This is a genomic window from Streptomyces sp. NBC_00328 (assembly GCF_036139655.1).
In the GTDB taxonomy this organism is placed as follows: Bacteria; Actinomycetota; Actinomycetes; order Streptomycetales; family Streptomycetaceae; genus Streptomyces.
Map to the genome: position 1 here is coordinate 6,978,780 of NZ_CP108013.1, position 16,503 is coordinate 6,995,282.

The following is a 16,503-nucleotide window of genomic DNA, read 5'->3' on the forward strand; positions in this document are numbered from 1 at the left end:
GTATGGGCGAGCTGCCCGTGATCACGGTACCCGCGCATCGGCCGATCACGGCCCAGCGGCTCTCCTCCAACTGTCTCCGGCGCGATTTCGGGGAGGTCCGGCGGCACCCGTCGCCGCGGGCGCACCCGCACGGTGGACGGCAACACCCTCCGCGACCGGATACCCTTTGAGCTGACACGCGACCAACCCACAACAGCACACGCGGCCGAGGAGTCACCCGGATGAGCACGACCCAGAGCGAGAGGCTTCGAGAACTCCTGGATCCGCTCGTGAGCTCCCAGGGCCTCGATCTCGAAGAGATCGAAGTGGAGTCAGTAGGGCGCAAGCGTGTACTGCGCGTCGTCGTCGACTCGGACGAAGGTGCCGACCTGGACGCGATCGCCGATGTGAGCCGCGTGCTCTCGGCGAAGCTCGACGAGACCGACGCGATGGGTTCGGGTGAATACACCCTCGAGGTCGGAACCCCCGGTGCCGAGCGCGAGCTCAAGGAGCACCGTCACTACGTACGCGCCACCGACCGCCTGGTGAAGTTCCAGCTGGCGGAGGACGGCGAACTGCTCGCCAGGATCCTGCGGGTCGAGGACGACGGTCTCGATGTCGAGGTGCCGGGCGTGAAGGGGCGCAAGCCCACCGCCAGGCGGCTCGCCTTCGGGGACATCGTCAAGGCCCGCGTCCAGGTCGAGTTCAGCCGCAAGGACAAGAAGGAAGAGGAGGCGTAGCCGTGGACATCGACATGAGTGCCCTGCGGGGTCTGGTGCGGGAGAAGGAGATCTCCTTCGACCTGCTGGTCGAGGCGATCGAGTCGGCCCTCCTCATCGCCTACCACCGCACCGAGGGAAGCCGCCGGCGCGCGCGCGTGAAACTCGACCGGGAGACCGGCCATGTGACCGTGTGGGCGAAGGAGGACCCCGAGGACCTGGAGGAGGGGCAGGAGGCCCGCGAGTTCGACGACACCCCCTCGGGGTTCGGCCGGATCGCCGCCACCACCGCCAAGCAGGTCATCCTGCAGCGCCTGCGGGACGCCGAGGACGACGCGACCCTCGGCGAGTACGCGGGCCGCGAGGGCGACATCGTCACCGGTGTGGTCCAGCAGGGCCGCGACCCGAAGAACGTGCTCGTCGACATCGGCAAGCTGGAGGCCATCCTGCCGGTGCAGGAGCAGGTCCCCGGCGAGAAGTACGAGCACGGCCTGCGGCTTCGCTCGTACGTCGTACGGGTGGCCAAGGGCGTCCGCGGTCCGTCCGTGACCCTGTCCCGTACGCACCCCAACCTCGTGAAGAAGCTCTTCGCGCTGGAGGTGCCGGAGATCGCCGACGGTTCGGTCGAGATCGCCGCCATCGCCCGTGAGGCCGGCCACCGCACGAAGATCGCCGTCCGGTCCAACCGCAGCGGTCTGAACGCCAAGGGCGCCTGCATCGGCCCCATGGGCGGCCGGGTGCGCAACGTGATGGCCGAGCTGAACGGCGAGAAGATCGACATCGTCGACTGGTCGGACGACCCGGCGGACATGGTGGCCAACGCGCTCTCCCCGGCCCGTGTCTCCAAGGTCGAGGTCGTCGACCTCGCCGCCCGCTCCGCGCGCGTGACGGTCCCCGACTACCAGCTGTCGCTGGCGATCGGCAAGGAGGGCCAGAACGCCCGCCTCGCCGCACGCCTCACGGGCTGGCGGATCGACATCCGTCCGGACACCGAGCAGCCGGGCGAGCAGCGCGACGAGCGGCGCGACGAGCGGCGCGACGAGCGGCGCGGGGAATAGTCCGGGAATAGATCCGGCCCGCGCATCGCTTACATCACGACAACAACCGTTCGATTCTTGCCCCAAAGGGGTGAGGTCGGTACGGGGAGGTAGACTTAAGAGTGTCTGGCCGGACGCGAGCCCGCGCATGCCCTGAACGCACCTGTGTGGCGTGCCGGGAGCGAGCGGCCAAGAGAGACTTGCTGCGCATCGTGGCGGTCGAGGGCGAATGTGCCCCCGATCCTCGCGGTACGCTGCCCGGCCGGGGTGCGTACGTGCATCCCGTTCTGGTCTGTCTCGATCTGGCGGTCCGCCGCCGGGCGATCCCACGGGCGCTGCGCGCTCCGGGACCGCTCGACACAACGGCGTTGCGCCTCTACGTCGAGCAGGCAACACCGTAAGAAGCGTCGTACGGAACCCCCGTGCGGCCCTGGTATTCCGCGAGTTGGAAGTAGGTCGAGATTGCGATGAGCACTCGATGAGCACGCGATGAGTACGCCCATGAAGTAGCGACGGTCCGGACGCAGACCCGGACCTAAAAGGAGCGAAGTGGCTAAGGTCCGGGTATACGAACTCGCCAAGGAGTTCGGCGTAGAGAGCAAGGTCGTCATGGCCAAGCTCCAAGAACTCGGTGAATTCGTCCGTTCGGCGTCCTCGACGATCGAGGCGCCCGTCGTACGTAAACTGACAGATGCCCTCCAGCAGGGCAACGGTGGCGGCAAGCCCGCCCCGCGCAAGGCTTCCCCGGCCAAGCCGGGAGCCCCCTCTCCGGCGCAGGCTGCCCGTCCGGCCGCCCCGCGCCCGCCGGCCCCGAAGCCGGCCGCGGCCGAGACGCCCGCGGCTGCTCCGGTCACCCCGGCCGCAGCGGGCCCGCGCCCGACTCCCGGTCCCAAGCCGGCCCCGAAGCCCGCTCCGGCGGCTCCGGCCCCGGTCGCGGCCGAGTTCACGGCACCCCCGTCGGCGCCGGTCGCGCCGTCGACCCCCTCGGCTCCCGCCGCGGGTGCTCCCCGTCCGGGCGCCCCGCGTCCCGCCGGCCAGGCTCCGCGTCCCGGTGCCCGTCCGGCCGGTGGTCCCGGTCAGGGTGGTCAGGGTCGTGGCGACCGTCCCGAGCGTGGCGACCGTCCCGAGCGCGGCGACCGTCAGGGCGCCCCGCGTCCCGGCGGCCAGGCTCCGCGTCCGGGTGCCCGTCCGGCCGGTCCCCGTCCGGGCAACAACCCGTTCACCTCTGGTGGCTCCACCGGCATGGCGCGTCCGCAGACGCCCCGTCCGGGTGGTGCGCGTCCCGGCCCCGGCGGACACGGCGGCGCCGGTGCCCCCGGTGGTCCGCGTCCGCAGGGCGCGGGCGGCCAGGACCGTGCTCCCCGTCCCCAGGGCGGTCCCGGCGGCGCTCCGCGTCCGCAGGGCGGTCCGGGCGGTGCCCGTCCCACTCCGGGCGGCATGCCCCGTCCGCAGGCTCCGCGTCCCGGCGGCGGTCCGGGCGGTAACCGCCCGAACCCCGGCATGATGCCTCAGCGTCCTGCCGCGGGCAGCCCGCGTCCCGGCGGCGGCCCCGGTGGCCGTGGTCCCGGTGCCGGTGGCGGTCGTCCCGGTGGTCCCGGTGGCGGCGGCGGTCGTCCGGGCGGCGGCTTCGCCGGTCGTCCGGCCGGTCCCGGTGGCGGTGGCGGCGGCTTCGCCGGTCGTCCCGGTGGTCCCGGTGGCGGTGGCGGCGGCTTCGCCGGTCGTCCCGGTGGTCCCGGTGGCGGTGGCGGCGGTCGTCCCGGCTTCGGCGGTCGTCCGGGTGGTCCCGGTGCCCGTGGTGGCACGCAGGGTGCGTTCGGCCGTCCCGGCGGTCCGGCGCGTCGTGGTCGCAAGTCGAAGCGGCAGAGGCGCCAGGAGTACGAGGCCATGCAGGCCCCGTCCGTCGGCGGCGTGATGCTGCCTCGCGGCAACGGACAGTCCGTCCGCCTGTCGCGCGGTGCCTCCCTCACCGACTTCGCGGAGAAGATCGGCGCCAACCCGGCCTCGCTCGTCGCCGTGATGATGAACCTCGGCGAGATGGTCACTGCCACGCAGTCCGTCTCCGACGAGACGCTGAAGCTCCTCGCGGATGAGATGAACTACATCCTCGAGATCGTCAGCCCCGAGGAGGAGGACCGCGAGCTGCTCGAGTCCTTCGACATCGAGTTCGGCGAGGACGAGGGCGACGAGGACGACCTCGTGGTCCGTCCGCCGGTCGTGACCGTCATGGGTCACGTCGACCACGGTAAGACCCGCCTTCTCGACACCATCCGCAAGACGAACGTCGTCGCGGGCGAGGCCGGCGGTATCACGCAGCACATCGGTGCGTACCAGGTGGCCACCGAGGTCAACGGTGAAGAGCGCAAGATCACCTTCATCGACACCCCGGGTCACGAGGCGTTCACCGCCATGCGTGCCCGTGGTGCCAAGTCGACCGACATCGCGATCCTCGTGGTGGCGGCCAACGACGGTGTGATGCCTCAGACGATCGAGGCGCTGAACCACGCCAAGGCGGCCGACGTGCCGATCGTGGTCGCGGTCAACAAGATCGACGTCGAGGGTGCCGACCCGACCAAGGTGCGCGGTCAGCTCACCGAGTTCGGTCTGGTGGCCGAGGAGTACGGCGGCGACACCATGTTCGTCGACATCTCCGCCAAGCAGGGCCTCAACATCGAGGCTCTCCTGGAGGCCGTGGTCCTGACCGCGGACGCCTCGCTCGACCTGCGGGCCAACCCGGAGCAGGACGCGCAGGGTATTGCGATCGAGTCCCACCTCGACCGCGGCCGCGGTGCCGTTTCGACGGTCCTGGTCCAGCGCGGCACGCTGCGCATCGGCGACACCATGGTGGTCGGCGACGCGTACGGCCGTGTCCGGGCGATGCTCGACGACAACGGCAACAACGTCGAGGAAGCGGGTCCGTCGACCCCCGTCCTGGTCCTGGGTCTCACCAACGTCCCGGGCGCCGGCGACAACTTCCTCGTCGTCGACGAGGACCGCACGGCGCGTCAGATCGCCGAGAAGCGCGCGGCGCGTGAGCGCAACGCCAACTTCGCCCGCCGGGGTGTCCGGTTCTCCCTGGAGAACCTGGACGAGGCCCTCAAGGCCGGTCTGGTGCAGGAACTCAACCTCATCATCAAGGGCGACGCGTCCGGTTCGGTGGAGGCTCTCGAGTCCTCGCTGCTCCAGCTCGACGTCGGCGAAGAGGTCGACATCCGTGTCCTGCACCGCGGTGTGGGTGCGGTCACCGAGTCCGACATCAACCTGGCGACCGGCTCCGACGCCATCGTCATCGGCTTCAACGTCCGCGCTGCGGGCCGCGCGGCGCAGATGGCGGAGCGCGAGGGCGTCGACGTCCGGTACTACTCGGTGATCTACCAGGCCATCGAGGAGATCGAGGCGGCCCTGAAGGGCATGCTGAAGCCGGAGTACGAGGAGGTCGAGCTCGGCACGGCGGAGATCCGCGAGGTCTTCAAGTCGTCCAAGCTGGGCAACATCGCCGGTGTCCTGGTCCGCTCGGGCGAGGTCAAGCGCAACACCAAGGCGCGCCTCATCCGCGACGGCAAGGTCATCGCGGAGAGCCTCAACATCTCCGGGCTGCGTCGCTTCAAGGACGACGTCACCGAGATCCGCGAAGGGTTCGAGGGCGGTATCAACCTCGGCAACTTCAACGACATCAAGGTCGACGACGTCATCGCGACGTACGAGATGCGCGAGAAGCCGCGCTCGTAAAGCGGTTTCCAGGCTGGCCGGCGGTGAGCAGTCACCGCCGGCCAGCCTGGCTTTTGCGAGATCACGCGATTCCCCGCGTCCCTTCCCGGGGCGCGGGGAATCGCGTGACCGGCCCCGGCCGGTCACCGTGCAGGGTCACCCGTCCGGTGTACGGTCCGGGCCCGGAAACCCCGTCGAGCGAGCCGACGGTTCGTTGTACGGTTCTGATGTCCCTGCCAAGTGCATTGGCAGGCCGTCTACCCCGTACCGGCGGGACATCCGGTTACACATGTATGTGGGGACGCTGTCCTTCGATCTGCTCCTCGGCGACGTCCACTCGCTCAAGGAGAAACGCTCTCTCGTCCGGCCGATCGTCGCCGAACTCCAGCGGAAGTACGCGGTGAGTGCCGCCGAGACGGGCAACCAGGACCTTCACCGCAGGGCCGAGATCGGCCTGGCGGTGGTCTCCGGGGACACCAAGCACCTGACGGACGTACTGGACCGGTGCGAACGACTGGTCGCGGCGCGACCGGAGGTGGAACTGCTGTCGGTACGACGCAGACTCCACACCGACGAAGACTGACGAAGACCGACGCAACACGCAAGGCGAAGAAGGAGACGGACCAGTGGCCGACAACGCGCGGGCGAAGAGGCTGGCGGACCTCATCCGAGAGGTGGTGGCCAAGAAGCTGCAGCGCGGGATCAAGGACCCGCGGCTCGGCACTCACGTCACCATCACGGACACCCGGGTCACCGGGGACCTCCGGGAGGCCACCGTCTTCTACACGGTGTACGGGGACGACGAGCAGCGTGCCGAGGCGGCCGCGGGCCTGGAGAGCGCCAAGGGCGTGCTCCGCTCGGCCGTCGGCGCGGCGGCGGGCGTGAAGTTCACGCCGACGCTGACGTTCGTCGCGGACGCCCTGCCGGACACCGCCAAGACCATCGAGGACCTGCTCGACAAGGCACGGGCCTCGGACGAGAAGGTGCGCGAGGTCTCGGCCGGCGCGTCCTTCGCGGGTGACGCGGACCCGTACAAGAAGCCGGGCGAGGACGACGAGGACGACGAGGACGACGAGGACGAGGACGACTCGGCTCGATGACGCAGAAGACCAAAACGCCCGACGGGCTTGTCATCGTCGACAAGCCGTCGGGCTTCACCTCGCACGACGTGGTCGCCAAGATGCGCGGCATCGCCAGAACCCGCCGGGTCGGCCACGCGGGCACCCTCGACCCCATGGCGACGGGCGTTCTCGTCCTCGGTGTCGAGAAGGCCACCAAGCTCCTCGGGCACCTCGCGCTCACCGAGAAGGAGTACCTCGGCACGATCCGGCTCGGCCAGAACACGCTGACCGACGACGCCGAGGGCGAGCTCACCTCCTCGACGGACGCCTCCGGTGTGAAGCGCGACGCGATCGACGCCGGGGTGGCCAAGCTGACCGGCGCCATCATGCAGGTGCCGTCCAAGGTCAGCGCCATCAAGATCGACGGCGTGCGCTCGTACAAGAGGGCACGCGAGGGCGAGGAGTTCGAGATCCCGGCCCGCCCGGTGACCATCTCGTCCTTCGCGGTGTACGACATCCGTGACGCGGTCGCCGAGAACGGCACCCCGGTGCTCGACCTGGTCGTCTCCGTCGTCTGCTCGTCCGGGACGTACATCCGGGCGATCGCCCGCGACCTCGGCGCGGACCTGGGCGTCGGCGGTCACCTCACCGCCCTGCGCCGCACCCGCGTCGGCCCGTACAAGCTGGACTCCGCGCGCACCCTCGACCAGCTCCAGGAGGAGCTGACGGTGATGCCGCTCGCGGACGCGGCCGCGGCCGCGTTCCCGCGCTGGGACGTGGACTCCAAGCGGGCCCGGCTGCTGCTCAACGGCGTCCGGCTCGAGATGCCCGACGAGTACGCGGGCAAGGGCACCGTGGCGGTCTTCGACCCCGAGGGCCGGTTTCTCGCGCTGGTCGAGGAACAGAAGGGCAAGGCCAAGAGCCTGGCCGTCTTCGCCTGAGGACCGTGCGCCCCTGCCGGGCGCGCGGCCGGGCGGACACTTCTGCCCGTGGAGCGGCGGCCACGGGGTTTCGTGCCCGCCGCTCCACGGTCCCCCCTCGGTTCCCCCACCAAGGGTGTATCCATCCGATCTGCCGTATTCACCCCATCGGGCGGGCGCTCGGAGTGAACCGGGGGAGTAGAGGGGGGCGCGTTCGCCACGCGATCTGTCCCGCTGATCACCTCGCCCCTACCGTCGGAGCAGGAGCGCGGCGGGGAGGTTCGAGTATGGCGGGGCGAGGCCCGCGGACCGGGAACGATGAGGCGGCGGACGATGCCGGACAGACGGGGGACGACGCCCTCGTACGCGTCTGCGACCTGGCCGGCCGCCCACGCGGCACGGGATTCGCGGCCGACCACCACGGCACCGTGATCACCAGCCACGAGGCCGTCGACGGACTGGCCCGGCTCGTCCTGCACGCCCCCGGCGACCGCACCTGCGTGCTGGGCGCCGAGGCCGTCACACCGCTGCCCGGCCTCGGTCTGGCCCTCGTACGCACCGAAGGTCTCGGCCTCGGCCCGCTCCCCGTCACCGTGCGGGACCGCGTCGCGACCGGCACGTACGTCAGGATCGCCGCGGGCGGCTGGCGCGAGGCGCGCGTGCTGGGCTCCGCCCCTGTGGCGTACCCGGCCCTCGGCGACGCCCATCTCCTGCACGGCGCACTGGAGTTGGCGATCGGCACGGCGGGCGCGGACGCGCTCAGGCCGGGCGGCGGGGCGACCGGGGGGCCGGTCCTCGACGCCCGCACCGGCGCCGTGGTGGCCGTCGTCGGCACCGCCCTGCGCGCCCGCACCCCGGACGGCACCGCGCCCGGGCAGACCCCGGCGGGCCATCGGGCGCCCGGACTCGCCGTTCCCCTGCGGCGCGGCGCGGGGCCGCTCGCCGAACTGCTGGCCCGTAACGCGGCCACCGTGCCCGCGTACGGCGCCGATCTGAACCTCGCGGGCGCGCTGGAGCTCACCGCGACCTCGGTGGGCTCGGACGGGCCCCGCCCGCCGGTCCCGTCCGGAGCCGTGGGCGCGCAGCCCGGAATCGTCGAACGGGCCGACGTCGGCAGGGAGTTCGCGGCCTTCGAGAGCGGCCCGGCCGTCGTCCTCGGGCTCGTCGGCCCGCCCGGCAGCGGTCGTACGACGGAACTGGCCGCCCTCGCCGCCCGCCGCCTCCGGGGTCCCGAACCGGCTCCCACCCTCTGGCTGCGCGGCGCCGATCTGCGCGCCGACGACACTTCGGTGGCCGACGCGGCGACGCGTGCCCTGGAGCGCGCCGGACGGATCGTGGCCGCGTCGCGGCGGAACCCCGGAGGGACCGGGACGGCGGCCGCGCGGCGGGCCCCGGCCGACACGAGCGTGCTGCCTCCCGAGGGATACGGCGGCGAACTCGGCGACATCGCCCCGGACCGCCTGGCCGGGCCCGCACACGCCGCGGGCCGGCCGCTGCTGTTCCTCCTCGACGGCCCCGAGGAGATGCCCCCCGAACTCGCCCACCGCCTCCCCGCCTGGACCGAGGCGACGGCGGACTGGCTGACCCGGACCGGCACCCGACTCGTGGTCGCCTGCCGCGCGGAGTACTGGGAACGGGCCGGGGCGGAATTTCCCGCGGCCCTGCTGCACCGCCCGGCACCGGACCCGGACGGCCCACGGACGCCGGCCCCGGACGGACCCGCGTCGCCGGACGCCGGCGGGACTCCGCCCGCGTGTGTGCTGCTCGGTGATCTGACCGAGGAGGAAGGGCGGCTGGCGCGGGCGCGTGCCGGGATTCCGGAAGGTGTCCTCGTGCCGGCCGACGCCCGTCGTCCGCTGGTGCTGCGCCTGCTCTCCGAGGTGCGGGCCGCGCCCGTGGACCTGCCGGCCCGACAGCTCGACCGCGACGACGTGTTCGCCGCTCACCTCGACCTGATGTGCCTGCGCGTCGCGGTCCGGCTCGCCGCGGCGAACGGACTGCGCGGCGCCGCCGTCCGCCGGCTCGCAGCCCGTGTCTCCGGCCAGGTGCACGAGGCCGCCCGGCGCTGTCTGGGCCCCGGACAGGGGCAACTGGACCGGGCCTCCTTCGAGAGCGTCTTCCCCTGGGGCCCCGCCCGGGGACCTCTCGCGGGCATCACCGGCTGGGCGTCCGCCGTCCTCACCGAAGGACTCCTCGTCCCCGCCGGCGACGGCTACCGCTTCGCCGACGAGGAGCTCGCCGACTGGATCCAGGGCACCCACCTCGACCTGGACGCCGCGCTGGACAGCCTGGTCCACCGCAGGCGCGACACCGGAACCGGCACGGACACCGGCATCGACCCCGGCCGTACGGAGACCACGGTGTCCGGCCGCCGGCACGCCCGCCGTGCCCGGTCCGCCTCTCCCGACGCCGGGGCCCGTGACCCCAGGACCCCCGCCGACGGAACAAGCACCCTTCCCGTCCCCGGCCACCGGATCGGCCCCGTCGTCGAGACCCTGCTCCTGCTGGCCCGTCAACAGGCCACCGCCGAACTGACACGCCACCTCGAGGACCTCGTCCACGCGGTCGACGACCTGCTGCCCGAAGCGCCGGACCGGCTCACCGCCCGGCACGGCGACCCCCTCTGGTGGGCGACCCGCCTCTGCGCGACCGTCCTGCTCCGCGTGCCCGACGCGACCCCGTACCTCGGCGCGCTGCGGCTCCTCGCCGAGCGGATCGTGGCGTGGCGGCGGCAGGGCAGCGCCGTACCGGCCGCGTTCGGCCCGGCCTTCTGGGTGGCGCTGCCCGTCCCGGACACGGAACGCTTCGACCTGCTCAGGCGCCTGGTGGCCGCCGACCCCCGCCGGGCCCCGGCCACCGAGCCCCCGCACCCGGGCGAGGCCCCCGCCGCCCCGCGCCATCTCGACACCGTCTCCCGGCTCCTCGCCGCCGACCCCGTCGCCGTGCACCGCCACCTCACCCGCTGGTTCGACGACGAGCGGCCCCTGCCCGCGACACCGAACGCGACCGTGGCGACGGCCGCGCAGGCACTGCTGTACGCGCACCGGCGGCGCGCCCCGGACGACCTGACCGAGGCACTCATGGCCGGCGCCCATCCACGGGGCGACGAACTGCTGGCCGTGCTGGCCGAGGAGGAGCCGTCGGCCGTGTGCCGGGCGGTCGACCGGTGGGCGCGCGACGAACGGCCCGAGCGGCGTGCGGCGGCCCTCACCCTCGGGCTGCGCGCGGCACCGTTCGCGGCCACACCGGCCGACCGCGAGCTGCTGCGCCACGCCGCACTCACCCTGCTCGCCCGTCCCGCCGACCGCACCCTGCACGGCGGGGCGCTCGGCATCCTCGTACAGGATCCGCTCGCGCGTGCCCGTTGCCTTCCGCAGGCTCTGGAACGCTTCGCGGCCGGTGACCCACGGCTGCCGCCGAGCGCGCCGGCCGCGGCGCTCGCCACCGACCCGGAACCCGTGCTCGCCGCGTTCCGCGAACGGCTGCGGCGGCTCGGCCCCGACACGGGCGAGCTGCTGCGCGCCCTCGCCGACGTCACCACCCCCGCGCTGGCCCGCCCGGTCGCCGCCCTGGTGCGCGAGACCGTGGAGCTGTGCCCCGCGGCCGCGGCCTACGTGGCCGCGGACGTGGACCGGCGCATCCACCACGGAAGTGCTCCCCAAGGGGCACTGTTCCCCCTGGTCAGCGGACTGCTGGAGACGTGCGGCCCGCCGGTGCGGAGCGCGCTCGCCCAGGTCCTCGCGTCGCCGGGAGACCAGGCGTCGGCCCCGCTGCGGCGCGAACTGCTCGATCTGCTGCTGGCGCACGAGCGAGATCCGGCCGTTCTCGGCACCGTGCTGAGGACCGCCGCCGACGGCCTCGACCGCGGGGGCGAGGAACCCACCCGTGAGCTGGTGCACCGCGTCGGCCTCCTCCTCGTCCGCACCCCGGCCGGGGCCACCGTCTTCGACCGGGGCCTGGCCGACCTGGCCCGGCGCGTTCCGGGCTTCGCCGCCCTGGTGGCCCGCTGGGTGACCGGCGCTCCCGAGGAGTGGTACGGCGTGGTCGGCCCCGGGACCCGCCACCTGATCGAGAACCTGGCCGGGGCAAGGGCGCCCGCCTGAACCACGCCCACGCACCGGACTCCGCACCGCACCGGGCCCATCGCCGCGCGCCGGGCCGAAACCCCCCACCGGGCCCGGCGGCCGCACCTCGTCGGACTCGGCACCGCACCCCGCGGCGCTGAGCGATCGGTCACAGCCTGATGCCGATGCAAGCCGAGAGCGCACGGCATGGCACCCTTAGAGCTGCGAATAAGGCAATCATGGACACGGGTTCGACAAGGAGCGGTCACAGTGCAGCGCTGGCGTGGCTTGGAGGACATCCCCGAGGACTGGGGGCGCAGCGTCGTCACCATCGGTTCCTACGACGGGGTGCACCGCGGACACCAGCTGATCATCCGGCATGCCGTGGACCGCGCACGTGCTCTGGGCGTCCCCTCCGTCGTGGTCACCTTCGACCCGCACCCCAGCGAGGTCGTCCGCCCCGGCAGCCACCCGCCCCTGCTCGCCCCGCATCACCGCCGCGCCGAACTGATGGCCGAACTGGGCGTCGACGCCCTGCTCATCCTGCCGTTCACCACCGAGTTCTCGAAGCTGTCGCCCGCCGACTTCGTGGTCAAGGTGCTGGTCGACAAACTGCACGCTAAGGCGGTCGTCGAGGGCCCCAACTTCCGTTTCGGTCACAAGGCCGCGGGCAACGTCGGCTTCCTGCGCGAGCAGGGGGAGACGTACGACTTCGAGGTCGAGGTCGTCGACCTCTTCGTGTCCGGTGAGGCGGGCGGCGGCGAGCCGTTCTCCTCGACCCTTACGCGGCGCCTCGTCGGCGAGGGCGATGTCGAGGGCGCGCGCGAGATCCTCGGCCGGCCGCACCGCGTCGAGGGCGTCGTCGTCCGAGGCGCCCAGCGCGGCCGCGAGCTCGGCTTCCCCACGGCGAACGTCGAGACCCTCCCGCACACCGCGATCCCCGCCGACGGCGTCTACGCCGGCTGGCTGCACGCGCAGGGCGAGGCGATGCCCGCCGCGATCTCCGTGGGCACGAACCCGCAGTTCGACGGCACCGAGCGCACGGTGGAGGCGTACGCCATCGACCGTGTCGGTCTCGACCTCTACGGCCTGCACGTCGCCGTCGACTTCCTCGCGTTCGTCCGCGGCCAGGCCAGGTTCGACTCCATCGAGGCGCTGCTGGTGGCCATCACCGACGACGTGAAGCGCTCGCGGGAACTGATCGAGGCGTACGACGGGGAGTAGCCCCTCCTCCCGGCCGTCCTTCTGTTCCTGACCGGTCCTTCCCCGGACCCGCTCCCTTACGTACGCGAAGACCCGCACCGTCCATGGACGGTGCGGGTCTTCGCCGTGGCCGGCCCCTCGGAGGAGCCGGCCGGACGCTACTGCTGCGGGGGTGCCTGAGGCGGCGGGTTCTGCCCCGGGTTGGGCGGGTAGACCTGTCCGGGCTGGAACTGCTGCCCGGGCTGCGGCGGTTGCGGGTATCCCTGCCCCGGCGCCTGCGGATACGGCTGACCGGGCTGCTGCGGGTAGGGCTGTCCCGGCTGGGCGTACGGCTGTTGGGGCTGCTGCGGAGCCTGCCCAGGCGCGGACCGACCCGGAACCTGCTGCCCGGGAACGTACTGTCCGGGAGCCTGCTGCCCGGGGACGTACTGACCCGGCATCGGCGGGGCGGCCACCGGCGGCGGGTTGCCGTCGTTCGTCCACAGTCCGTGCGACTGCTGGTGCCGCGCGATGTCCTCGGCGACCATCGCGGAGAGGTTGAAGTACGCCTCGCGCACCTTGGGCCGCATCATGTCGAGGTCGACCTCGGCGCCGGCGGACAGGTGCTCGTCGAACGGCACGACCACGACACCGCGGCAGCGCGTCTCGAAGTGGCTGACGATGTCGTCCACCTTGATCATCTTGCCGGTCTCGCGCACGCCGGAGATGACCGTGATCGACCGCGAGACGAGGTCCGCGTACCCGTGCGCCGAGAGCCAGTCCAGCGTCGTGCTGGCGCTGCTCGCCCCGTCCACGGACGGCGTCGAGATGATGATGAGCTGGTCGGCGAGATCGAGCACCCCGCGCATGGCGCTGTACAGCAGACCCGTTCCGGAGTCGGTCAGGATGATCGGGTACTGCTTGCCCAGGACGTCGATCGCGCGCCGGTAGTCCTCGTCGTTGAAGGCCGTGGACACGGCCGGGTCGACGTCGTTGGCGATGATCTCCAGCCCGGAGGGCGCCTGGGAGGTGAACCGCCGGATGTCCATGTACGAGTTGATGTACGGGATCGCCTGCACGAGGTCACGAATGGTGGCGCCGGTCTCGCGGCGTACCCGGCGGCCGAGCGTGCCGGCGTCCGGGTTGGCGTCGATGGCGAGGATCTTGTCCTGGCGCTCGGTGGCGAGCGTGGAGCCGAGCGCGGTGGTCGTGGTCGTCTTGCCGACACCGCCCTTGAGACTGATGACGGCGATCCGGTAGCAGGAGAGCACCGGGGTCCGGATCAGCTCCAGCTTCCGCTGCCGCTCGGCCTCTTCCTTCTTCCCGCCCAGCTTGAAACGCGACGACGCGGCGGTCGGCCGGCCGCTCTTGACCTTCTGCCTCTTGTTGTTGAGCAGCCGGTCGGAGGACAGCTCCACCGCCGCGGTGTAACCGAGCGGGGCCGCGCCGGGGTTGGTCGGCTGCCGCTGATCGTGCCGCACGGGCTGCGGCCAGGCGGTACCGGTCCGCGGGTCGACCGGGGCGGTCGGCGCGGCGGGCTGCTGCTGCACGGGCGGCGGGCCCGGCTGGTGCGGAGCCTGCGGCTGCGCGAGGTCGTAGCCCGGCTGCGGCGCGGGTGAGCCGGCCGCCGACTGCGGGAATCCGTAGCCCTGCTGAGGAGCGGGAGCCGGAGCGTGCGGCGGCACGGCATCCGACACGGGCGGGGCGACCGGGGCGGGTTGGCCGGGGGCCTGCTGCTCCGGGGCCTGGGCCGGGGCGGGCTGAGGGAAGCCGTAGCCGGGGGCCTGCTGCTCCGGGGCGTTCTGCTGCGGGAACCCGTAGCCGGGGACTTGCGGGGCGGCGGGGTGGGCCGGCTGCTGGTCCTGGGGCGCGGTGTTCGGCTGGGGGAATCCGTAGCCCGGCGCGGGGGCGGGCCGGCCGGGGGCCTGCTGCTCCGGGGCCGGGGCGGGCTGCGGGAATCCGTAGCCCGGTGCCTGGGCCGGCGGGGCCGCCGGAGCGGGCGGCCCGGACTGGGGGAAGCCGTAGCTGCCCTGCGGGGCGGAGGCCGGGTCCGGGGTGCCGGACTGGGGGAAGCCGTAGCTCCCCTGCTGAGGCGCGGCCGGGGCCCCGGGAGCGGGTGCTGCCGAGGGCGAGGGATGGGCGGCCTGCGGGGGAGCAGGCACGGCGTTCTCGTATTCCGCCGGCGGTACCGGCGCGGGCGCCTGAGGCGAACCCGCAGGACCGGGAGCGCCGGGCGAGGACCACGCCGACGGTACGGGCTGCTGCGGTGCCGGGGGCTGGAAGAGCTGGCCGGGGGCGGGAGCCGGTACCGAGGCGGGCGGCTGGAAGGGCTGGCCCGGGGCCGGGGCCACGGGCGCCTGCTGCGGCAGCGGCGCCTGGTACGGCACCTGGCCCTGCGCGGCCGGCGCGGGCTCCGTGGAGGCGGGCCAGTGCGGAGCCGGTGCGGGGGCCGCGGGCTGGTAGGCGGGCGGCAACGGCGGCAGCCCACCCTGCGGCAGCGGCGGCGGAGCCCAGGCGGGAGGCGTGTCCTGCACCCTCTCGGGCTCCTCCGGCCGGACCACGGGCACCGCGTCCTGGGGCTCGCTGTCCTGGGACGAGGCGTCCTGGAGCTCGAAGTCGCCGACCCGGGGGGCAGCGGCGTCCGTACCGGTCTCGTCGTCCGACGATCCCGGGGGCACGGCGTCGGCGGCCCCGCCCCGGGCTTCGGCGTCGGTCCCGGCCGAGGCGGCGCCCGCTTCCTCGGCGGACTCGGCGCCGGAAGCGGCGACGGCGTCGGCCGCGGCCGCCCGGTCCGCCACCGGTGCGTCGGCCGCGCTCGCGCGCTGGGACTGGGAGGCCGCCTCCAGCGACTGATAGGCGAGCACGGGGTCGATGACGGGCTGGGGAGCGGCGACGGGCGGGGCGGGCACCGGCTGTCCGGACGGGCCCACGTGGTGATCCGGCCGGACCACGGTCAAGGCCGCGCCCGGGGCCTCGGCTTCGTCCTCGCCCCGCACCGTGCCGTCGTCACCCCGGTCGTCACCTTCACCCTCGGCGGTGCCGGCCTCGGCCTGAGCGTCCGTGGCCGGAGCGTCCTCGGTCCCGGCGTCCTCGGAAGCCGTCCGTTCCGCGATCTCACGCTTCAGTGCGACAGCGGAGAACCGCATGGTCGCCCCGCTGTCGAGATCCCCGCTCCCGGAATCCTGTACGCCGGGAGCGGCGTCGGAGGCGGCGGGCGGAGCGGCCACGGGCGCGTGGGGCTGCACGACGTCAGGCTTTACGACGTCGGGCTGTACGAAGTGGGGTGCGACGTCGGGCTGTCCGGCGTGAGGCTGTACGACGGGCGGCAGGACGGCCTCGGAGCCGTCGACGGGCGCCGGGCCGGTCACCGTCACCGGAGCGGCGGACGGTCCGCCCGAGGCCGTCGCGTCACCCGCAGGTGCCGAATCCTCCGGCTCCCGCGACTCCTGCCGCTCCTCGGACTCCCTCACGTCCCCGGACTCCTTCGGGCCGTCGGATTCCTCCGAGCCCTCCGGACCTTCCGAGTCCCCCGCGTCGCCCGTGCCCCCCGAATCCCCGGAACCGTCCGAGGCGTTCTGCGTGTACCAGGCGGGCGGCGCGTAGTCGATGGTGAACTCGCCCGTCGTCTCGACGGCGGACTCGGCGTCGGACTGGTCATCGCCGGGCGTCGCCCAGCCCCCGCGGATCCCGTCCCGATCGCTGTTCACAATTCCTCCTGGTGTGGTCGAGCACCCTCAAGCCGTGCGGGCCGACCGTCTGCTTGTCGTCCGCTGACGTTCACGGACGACCGAGGCCGCCCGAAGTGCGTACGAGACCGCCCGAATTGACCGGCCCCC

The 16,503-nt window shown here is 73.2% G+C and carries 10 protein-coding genes; 9 read left to right on the plus strand and 1 reads right to left on the minus strand.

Going from position 1 to position 16,503, the window contains the following annotated elements:
- Positions 1-221 precede the first annotated feature (221 nt).
- From rimP to OG485_RS30790, 9 genes are all read left to right on the plus strand, one after another.
- Positions 222-719 (plus strand): ribosome maturation factor RimP, encoded by a 498-nt coding sequence (rimP, locus tag OG485_RS30750; RefSeq protein WP_328671855.1) that lies wholly within the window; start codon positions 222-224, stop codon positions 717-719.
- Positions 720-721: 2 nt separating this feature from the next.
- Positions 722-1,756, plus strand: a complete 1,035-nt coding sequence (gene nusA, locus OG485_RS30755) for a transcription termination factor NusA (RefSeq protein ID WP_328671856.1) — start codon at positions 722-724, stop codon at positions 1,754-1,756.
- Between the two features lie 101 nt (positions 1,757-1,857).
- Entirely contained in the window at positions 1,858-2,136 is a 279-nt protein-coding gene (locus OG485_RS30760; RefSeq protein ID WP_328671857.1) for a YlxR family protein, read from the plus strand.
- Between the two features lie 148 nt (positions 2,137-2,284).
- Entirely contained in the window at positions 2,285-5,461 is a 3,177-nt protein-coding gene (gene infB, locus OG485_RS30765) for a translation initiation factor IF-2 (RefSeq protein ID WP_328671858.1), read from the plus strand.
- Positions 5,462-5,729: 268 nt separating this feature from the next.
- Entirely contained in the window at positions 5,730-6,023 is a 294-nt protein-coding gene (locus OG485_RS30770) for a DUF503 domain-containing protein (RefSeq protein ID WP_326785157.1), read from the plus strand.
- A 43-nt stretch (positions 6,024-6,066) separates the two neighbouring features.
- Entirely contained in the window at positions 6,067-6,540 is a 474-nt protein-coding gene (gene rbfA / locus OG485_RS30775) for a 30S ribosome-binding factor RbfA (RefSeq protein ID WP_328671859.1), read from the plus strand.
- The gene (truB, locus tag OG485_RS30780; RefSeq protein WP_328671860.1) at positions 6,537-7,442 is read left to right on the plus strand and encodes a tRNA pseudouridine(55) synthase TruB; all 906 of its coding nucleotides are present in this window, start codon (positions 6,537-6,539) and stop codon (positions 7,440-7,442) included. The genes rbfA and truB overlap by 4 nt, the downstream gene beginning before the upstream one ends.
- A 266-nt stretch (positions 7,443-7,708) precedes the next feature.
- Positions 7,709-11,524 carry a serine protease gene (locus OG485_RS30785; protein WP_328671861.1) on the plus strand — a complete coding sequence of 1,272 codons (3,816 nt, stop codon included), beginning with the start codon at positions 7,709-7,711 and terminating at the stop codon, positions 11,522-11,524.
- 231 nt (positions 11,525-11,755) lie between these two features.
- Positions 11,756-12,709, plus strand: coding sequence for a bifunctional riboflavin kinase/FAD synthetase (locus OG485_RS30790; protein WP_328671862.1), 954 nt, complete (start codon positions 11,756-11,758; stop codon positions 12,707-12,709).
- Positions 12,710-12,846: 137 nt separating this feature from the next.
- Here OG485_RS30790 and OG485_RS30795 read toward each other — a convergent pair whose 3' ends face one another.
- Positions 12,847-16,374: an SCO5717 family growth-regulating ATPase gene (locus tag OG485_RS30795; protein ID WP_328671863.1), complete on the minus strand. Its 3,528-nt coding sequence runs from the start codon at positions 16,372-16,374 to the stop codon at positions 12,847-12,849.
- Positions 16,375-16,503: the final 129 nt, after the last annotated feature.